Raw genomic sequence first — 7278 nt, 5'->3', positions numbered from 1 at the left:
GTCCCATGTAGCCGAGCCGGCCGACATTGCCGGCTCTGACGATGTCGAACATGCCGTCCTTCAGGTAAGCGTCGTCGATGTGGATTCCGACCACCTCGCCGGCGACGACGACGGCACTGGTCTGCGTGCCATCGAGCGCGCGCGGCCGGATGATCTCGGTCACCCGGCATTCGAGCGCGGCGGGCGCCTCGGCCACCCGGGGCGGCGCGACGAGGCGCGACGGCGCCATGGTGAGATCGGCGTAACCGAACTCGCTGACGCCGCGCGGCGCGTCGACCGCAGTGCGATTCATCTTCTGCGCCAGCTCGCGGCTGACCAGATTGGCGACGAACTCGCCGGTCTCCTCGGCGAAGGTGGCGCTGTCCTTCTCGCCCTCGGACGAGAACCAGACGATGAAGGGCTTTGTCGAAAAGGCGTTGAAGAACGAAGAGGGGGCGAGGTTGAGCTTGCCTTGCCGGTCGATGGTCGAGATCCAGCCGATCGGGCGCGGCGCCACGATCGCCTTGGACGGATCGTGTGGCAGGCCGTGGCCCTTCGACGGTTCGTAGAACATCTGGCCTCTAGCCTGCCCAAGGTCCGGAATAGTCGGCATAGAGTTTTGCCGGATCTGGCCGCGGCCGCTCCGGCGCCGGTCCCTCGTAGGAGCCGATATGGACGAAGCCGATGACGCGCTCTTGCGGCGCCAAGCCAAGGATCGCCCGGCCCTCCGGCACGTCGGAATACCAGTTGCTGATCATGTTGGTGCCGTAGCCCAGCGCGTTGGCCGCGATCATCAGATTCATAGCCGCCATGCCGCCCGAGAGGAACATCTCCCATTGCGGGATCTTCGGATTCTCCTTCGGCACCGACACCACGCCGATCACCAGCGGCGCACGCGAGAAGCGCGCCAGCTCCTGGTTGCGCCGGCCCTCGGGCAGCGGTCCCTCGCGCTGCTCGGCCAAGGCCGCCAGCTTCTTGCCGATCTCGATGCGCGCCTCGCCGCGGTAGAGGATGAAGCGCCAAGGCTCGAGACGGCCGTGATCCGGCACGCGCGTGGCGGCGGTGATCAGGGTGGCGATCTCGGCGTCGCTGGGCGCCGGTTCCTTCAGGTCCGGGATCGGCGCGGAGTTCCGGGTCAGCAGGAAGTCGATGATCGGCGACGCCATGGGCGCAAGTCTCCTAGAAGATAAGTTTTGGGCTGAAGCGCGCCGGCGGGAATTCGGGCGGCTCGGGCAATGGCGCTTCGCGCCGGACGGCAAGAGCCTTGTAGACTCTTAAGCCTTGAAATTGCCACCGCCTTGGGCTTCAACGCAAGGCATGTTTGAGGGGACACTGCGCCTTTTCCTGGTCTGGCTCGCGGCCGCACTGCTCGCAGTGCCGGTTTCGCCGGTTTTTGCGCAGAACGCGGACGGCATCAGCAATCTGAAGCTGCCGGGAATTTCGAGCTATGCGACGCCGAAAGGCGACACGTCGCTGGCCTTGAGCGGCGGCGGCGCCATTACGCTATCGGCGCAACTGACCGACAAGGGCGCCGACATCACCCGTGGCATCGTCTGGCGGGTCTTCAAGCCCGAGCCGGCCAGCGACGGCCAGCTGCCGATGGTGGCTTCGGCGCATGGCGGCACCGCCGTGTTCCAGCTCGAGCCCGGCAGCTATCTTGTCCATGCTTCCTACGGACGTGCCGGCGCCACCAAGCGCATCACCGTCGGCAAAGAGGCCAAGCGCGAAAGCCTGGTCCTCGACGCCGGCGGCCTCAAGCTCGACGCCGTGCTGTCGGGCGGCGTGCACATACCGCCGAAAAAGCTGCGTTTCTCGATCTACGAGGACAAGGTCGAGGCCAATGGCGACCGCGCGCTGATCGTCCCTGACGTCGAGCCGAACGCAGTGGTGCGGCTGAATGCCGGCACCTACCATGTCGTCTCCACCTACGGCTCGGTGAATGCCGTCATCCGCTCCGACATCCGCGTCGAGGCCGGCAAGCTGACCGAAGCGACCGTCGAGCATCGCGCCGCCGAGATGACGATGAAGCTGGTGCGCGAGGCCGGCGGCGAAGCGATCGCCGACACCTCCTGGTCGCTGCTCAACGAATCCGGCGACCCGATCAAGGAAACCGTCGGCGCCTTCGCCTCGATGGTGCTGGCCGAAGGCGACTACACCATTATCGCCAAGAACCGCGACCGCATCTACCAGAAGGATTTCACCGTCGTCGCCGGCCAGAACCAGGAGATAGAGGTGCTGGCCACAGAGGCTTCGGCGATCGATCCCGAGGAAGGCGCGGACTGATCGATCTGCCCGTCAGGCCGCCTTGCGCATGCGGCGCGGCAGAAATTGCACGCGACCGCGCGGCGCGATCGGCGCCAGGTCGAAGACGCCGCGATGGAGCCGGTTGAGCAGCGCCTTGCGGTCGCGCAGCGGCTCCAGTTCGTTCCAGGTCAGGATATCGCCGACGCGCACGTCGATGGCCTTGCCCGACAGCCGCGCGAATTCACGGATGAGCAGCGACAAGCGCAGCGTCAGCGACGCCTTGCCGACGAACTTCGCCACCCGCCCTTCGCGCTCGGCCATGTTCATCGGACCGCTGACCAGATGGAACAGCCGGCCGTTCTGGCCGGAAAAATGCATGGGGACGACCGAGGCCTTGGCGTCCTGGATGAGCCTGGCCGGGAACATCTTCCATGGCAGGTCGATTGCTCGGCCGAATCCCTTCGGCGCGGTGGCGACGCCGCCGGCCGGGAAGACAACGATGGTGATGCCTTCCTTCAAGAGCCGCACCGCCTCATGGCGCACCGCCAAATTGTTCTTCAGCGCCTCCTTAGTCTCGGAAAAGTCGATCGGCAGCGAATAGGGTTCCATCTCGCGGATCTTGAGCAGATCCTTGTGGATCATGACGCGGAACGGCCGTCCGAGCTGCTCGGCCAGCGACAGCACGGCAATGCCGTCGCCGATGCCGAACGGATGGTTGGCGACGATCACCAATGGCGTGTCGGGCAGCTTCGCCGGCGGCCATGGAGCGGCGTTCCGGACCCTGACGTCGATGAGTTCCAGCATGCGGCTGAACACGCGCTCGCCGCTCGGCGCCACCTGGCGCCGCCAGAAATCATAAAGTGCTGCAAAACGGTCGCGGCCGGACAGGCCCTCGACCGAATGGATGAGCCAGCGCGTCAGCGCCGGCTGATGCGAACTGGCATAGGAAAGCTCGGGAAACGGCCTTTCCCGCAGTTTCAGCTTGAGCATGGCGGCTCGTTACAGGCTTGGCGTGACAGGCATATGAAAATGGCGGTGGAACGCTCCACCGCCATGCCATCGGGAATGTGCGGGTCAGGCAGCGCGTTTGCGCTTGCGATCCGGCGTTACCGCTTCCTCGCTCAACCGTGCGATCGCCTCGGCCAGGCCGAGCGATTCCTGGTCGCGCGACCCCAGCCGGCGGATGTTGACCGTCTGCTCCTCGGCTTCGCGCTTGCCGCAAACGAGGATGACCGGGACCTTGGCCAGCGAATGCTCGCGGACCTTGTAGTTGATCTTCTCGTTGCGCAGGTCCGCCTCCGCCAAAAGTCCGGCGGCTTTGAGCTTGGCCACCACCTCGTTCGCGTAGTCGTCGGCATCCGAGGTGATCGTCGCCACCACCACCTGCAGCGGCGCGAACCACAGCGGGAAATGGCCGGAATAGTTCTCGATCAGGATGCCGAGGAAACGCTCCATCGAGCCGCAGATGGCACGGTGCACCATCACCGGCTGCTTCTTTTCCGAATCCGAGCCGATGTAGAAGGCGCCGAAGCGTTCCGGCAGGTTGAAGTCGACCTGCGTGGTTCCGCACTGCCATTCGCGGCCGATGGCGTCCTTCAGCACATATTCGAATTTCGGGCCGTAGAAGGCGCCCTCGCCCGGGTTGATCGAGGTCTTGATGCGATTGCCCGACCGAGTGCGGATCGTGTCCAGCACGCCGCTCATGATCTCCTCGGCATGGTCCCAGGCCTCGTCGGTACCGACGCGCTTGTCGGGCCGCGTCGACAGCTTCACGCTGATCTCGTCGAAGCCGAAGTCGGCATAGGTGGACAGGATCAGGTCGTTGATGCGCAGGCACTCGGACGCAAGCTGCTCCTCGGTGCAGAAGATATGCGCATCGTCCTGCGTGAAGCCGCGCACGCGCATCAGCCCATGCAGCGCGCCCGAAGGTTCGTAGCGATGGACATTGCCGAATTCCGCAAGCTTGACGGGCAGGTCGCGATAAGACTTCAACCCATGCTTGAAGATCTGCACATGGCCCGGACAGTTCATCGGCTTCAATGCGAACACCCGGTCGTCGTCGGTGTCGTCGCCGGCCACCGTCACCTTGAACATGGCGTCGCGATACCAACCCCAGTGGCCCGATGTCTCCCACAGGCTCTTGTCCAGAACCTGGGGTGCGTTGACCTCCTGATAGCCCTGCTCGTCGAGGCGCCGGCGCATGTAGTTGACCAGGTTCTGGAACATCTTCCAGCCCTTGGCATGCCAGAAGACGACGCCAGGGCCCTCTTCCTGGAAATGGAACAGATCCATCTCGCGGCCGAGCTTGCGGTGATCGCGCTTCTCGGCCTCTTCCAGCATCGTCTGGTAAGCGTCGAGCTGCGCCTGGTCGGCCCAGGCCGTGCCGTAGATGCGCGTCAGCATCGGGTTGTTGGAGTCGCCGCGCCAATAGGCGCCGGCCACCTTCATCAGCTTGAAGGCGTTGCCGATCTGCCCGGTCGAGGCCATGTGCGGTCCACGGCAGAGGTCGAACCAGTCGCCCTGCGCGTAGATCTTGAGGTCCTGGTCGTCCGGGATGGCGTCGATCAGCTCCAGCTTGTAGCGCTCGCCCTTGTCGGCAAACACTTTCTTCGCCTTCTCGCGCGACCAGACTTCCTTGCTGAACGGCTTGTTGCGCTGGATGATCTCGCGCATCTTCTTCTCGATCACCGGGAAATCGTCGGGCGTGAACGGTTCGTTGCGGGCGAAGTCGTAATAGAATCCGTTCTCGATCACCGGCCCGATGGTCACCTGCGTTCCCGGCCACAGTTCCTGCACGGCTTCCGCCAGCACGTGCGCCGCATCGTGCCGGATCAGTTCCAGCGCGCGCGGATCCTCGCGGGTGATGATCTCGACCTTGCCGGACTTGCCGAGCGGATCGGAAAGGTCGCGCACGGTGCCGTCGATGGCATAGGCCACGGCCTTCTTGGCCAGCGACTTCGAGATCGATTCGGCAAGGCCGGCGCCGGTCATCGCCGCGTCGTAGTCGCGGACGGAGCCATCGGGAAATGTCAGGGAAATGGAATTCAGCATAGAGTTCTCCTATCCAGTCCCGCAAACGAGCGCGGGTGGTGAAATGCCGGATGCGTCCGGCGCGGCAGTCTTTTATGGGCAGATGCCGCCGCCGTAAAGCTGCAGCACCCCTCTATTTGACCAGGCCGGGCAAATCCTTCAGGAACCCTGCCCGCGTCTTCGGGCCCTTTGGCATATCGCTGCGGTTCGTGTCGACGACCAGCCGGGCAAAGACGATCCGGCGCTCGCCCTTTGCGGCCCAGCCGACGAACCAGCCGAGCGAGCGCTCGTCCTCGCCGCCCTTGCCCAGTCTCGTGCTGCCGGTCTTGCCCTGCACCGCCCAGCCCCCGGCCTGGAAGCTCGGGACGATCGCCTCCGCCATCTGATGCGCCTTGGCCGAAACCGGCATCTTGCCGGCAAGCAGCAGCCGCAAGAAGGCAGTCTGCTCCGCAGGCGATATCTCCAGCGAGGAATTCACCCAGGAATGTGTGAGGCCGTCATTCTTGCCGGCATTGCCGGAGACATCCATGTTGCCATAGCCGAATTTCGAAACGTAGCCGGCGAAGCGCTCGCTGCCGACCTTGCGCGTGATTTCGCGGGAGTACCAGAGCACGGAATCGCGCTCCCAGACTGTCGGATCGACCGTCTTCCGATCGCGCTTCACCGCGTTGAACTCGGGCTTGTAGTCCCAGCTCGGCGTATGTTCGTCGGTGAGAACACCGGCATCATAGCCGATGAGCGCCAGCGGCACCTTGAAGGTCGAGGCCGGGGTGAAGCGCTGGTCGCAGACACCGTCGCGATAGAGTGTGTCACCGCTCGCCGCATCCTGGATCAGCGTGCATTCGACATCTCCGAGCGGCGCCGACTGTGCCCGCATCGGAAATCCGAGCAGCCAGGCCAGCAGGAAGAGAACGGCGGCAAAAACGAACGGAAGGCGATCTATCTGGCGCATGGCAGTCTCTCTCCTGAAGGGTGCAGGAGCGACTTAGCGGGGCCTCTTGTCTCGATTTTGTCTCAAATGCGCGAGTTCACAGCAACATGCGGTTAACCTAACCAGATCGTTAAGGTTTTGATGGTCCGGCCACCGCTCCGTGGCAGACCTCAGGCCTCGGGATCGCCGCGCTTCTTGCCGATCTGGCGGTAGCGCCACGGCGTGAACCAGAGATAGCGTTTGGCGAGCGTCTCGGGCACGAGGTCAATCCCATGCGTTCCGAACGGACCGCAGCGCAGCACCCGGAAAAGCCCCATCCAGCCGCCGGCCCACAGGCCGTGGCGGGCGATCGCCTCATGCGCGTATTCGGAGCAGGTCGGCAGATGCCGGCAGGAATTGCCGACGAAGCCGGACAGCGTCAGTTGATAGAGACGGACAAGCGACGTGCCGAAGACACGGCCCGGCGTCCTGCGCCAGGGTCCCGGCCAGTTGCGCCCGCGCCGGATCGCCCCGGCGCCGTGCGCATGCCCTTGGTGATCGTGCACCGCAATCTCCGCATCGCCGCGTTCTCCCCGCCATAGATGTGGAGGTTGCGCGCCGAACGCAATCCCGTGGCGGCGATCGCCCTCACGGCCGCGCACGACGGATGCGATGGCGATCGATCGACGCGCTTTCGCGGCGGCCATGGTCGGGCCATCGTTCGCCGCATCCGCCCTGCCGCGTGTCGCCCCGCCACTGGAACGTCGCGATCCGCATGACATCGTGAAGAATGTTCAGGAACTGGATCATGTCAGCTCTCCTTTGAGTGCCGATTAGACCGCCGCTGGTCTTCTCCCTCAAACGAGTATAACGTGCAGGTCGGATAACTTGAGGTTATGCGAATGAAACGCGGCCGCCTACCCCTCACGGCTCTCAGAAGTTTCGAAGCCGCCGGCCGGCATCTGAGCTTCAGCCGCGCCGCCGAAGAGCTCTTCGTTTCTCAGGCCGCCATCAGCCGTCAGATCAGGGAACTCGAAGCCTTCCTGCGCCAACCGCTGTTCCATCGCCTGCATCGGCGGGTCGAGCTGACGGATGCGGGGCAACGGCTGCTCGAC

The 7278-nt window shown here is 64.4% G+C and carries 9 protein-coding genes; 2 read left to right on the top strand and 7 right to left on the bottom strand.

Going from position 1 to position 7278, the window contains the following annotated elements:
- Window positions 1-553, bottom strand: a 553-nt coding sequence (locus EN780_RS23140; protein WP_133372683.1) for a flavin reductase family protein, incomplete at its 3' end; no start/stop codon positions are given.
- Between the two features lie 7 nt (window positions 554-560).
- Window positions 561-1145 carry a nitroreductase gene (locus EN780_RS23135; protein WP_127393967.1) on the bottom strand — a complete coding sequence of 195 codons (585 nt, stop codon included), beginning with the start codon at window positions 1143-1145 and terminating at the stop codon, window positions 561-563.
- A 151-nt stretch (window positions 1146-1296) separates the two neighbouring features.
- Between EN780_RS23135 and EN780_RS23130 the strand changes: the two genes are divergently transcribed.
- On the top strand, window positions 1297-2262 hold the full coding sequence (locus tag EN780_RS23130; RefSeq protein WP_127283324.1) for a hypothetical protein: 966 nt from the start codon (window positions 1297-1299) through the stop codon (window positions 2260-2262).
- A 12-nt stretch (window positions 2263-2274) separates the two neighbouring features.
- Here the strand turns inward: EN780_RS23130 and EN780_RS23125 are convergent, their stop codons facing one another.
- The 5 genes from EN780_RS23125 to EN780_RS38900 all read right to left on the bottom strand — a co-directional run bounded on the left by EN780_RS23125 (window position 2275) and on the right by EN780_RS38900 (window position 6973).
- Window positions 2275-3213, bottom strand: a complete 939-nt coding sequence (locus tag EN780_RS23125; RefSeq protein ID WP_128275423.1) for a GNAT family N-acetyltransferase — start codon at window positions 3211-3213, stop codon at window positions 2275-2277.
- An 84-nt stretch (window positions 3214-3297) separates the two neighbouring features.
- On the bottom strand, window positions 3298-5274 hold the full coding sequence (gene thrS, locus EN780_RS23120) for a threonine--tRNA ligase (protein WP_128275422.1): 1977 nt from the start codon (window positions 5272-5274) through the stop codon (window positions 3298-3300).
- A 112-nt stretch (window positions 5275-5386) separates the two neighbouring features.
- Window positions 5387-6205, bottom strand: coding sequence for a class D beta-lactamase (gene blaOXA / locus EN780_RS23115; protein WP_128275421.1), 819 nt, complete (start codon window positions 6203-6205; stop codon window positions 5387-5389).
- A gap of 149 nt (window positions 6206-6354) precedes the next feature.
- Window positions 6355-6729, bottom strand: coding sequence for a membrane protein insertion efficiency factor YidD (gene yidD / locus EN780_RS23110; protein WP_128275420.1), 375 nt, complete (start codon window positions 6727-6729; stop codon window positions 6355-6357).
- Window positions 6730-6811: 82 nt separating this feature from the next.
- A complete protein-coding gene (locus EN780_RS38900) occupies window positions 6812-6973 on the bottom strand; it encodes a hypothetical protein (RefSeq protein WP_189556671.1) in 162 nt (53 codons plus the stop codon).
- A gap of 92 nt (window positions 6974-7065) precedes the next feature.
- On the opposite strand from EN780_RS38900, the gene EN780_RS23105 reads away from it, so the two are divergent.
- A partial coding sequence (locus EN780_RS23105; protein ID WP_128275419.1) for a LysR family transcriptional regulator occupies window positions 7066-7278 on the top strand: 213 nt, incomplete at its 3' end.

The sequence above is a fragment of the Mesorhizobium sp. M4B.F.Ca.ET.089.01.1.1 genome, assembly GCF_004022605.1.
In the GTDB taxonomy this organism is placed as follows: domain Bacteria; phylum Pseudomonadota; class Alphaproteobacteria; order Rhizobiales; family Rhizobiaceae; genus Mesorhizobium; species Mesorhizobium abyssinicae.
This window is presented reverse-complemented; position numbering and strand designations above follow the sequence as displayed.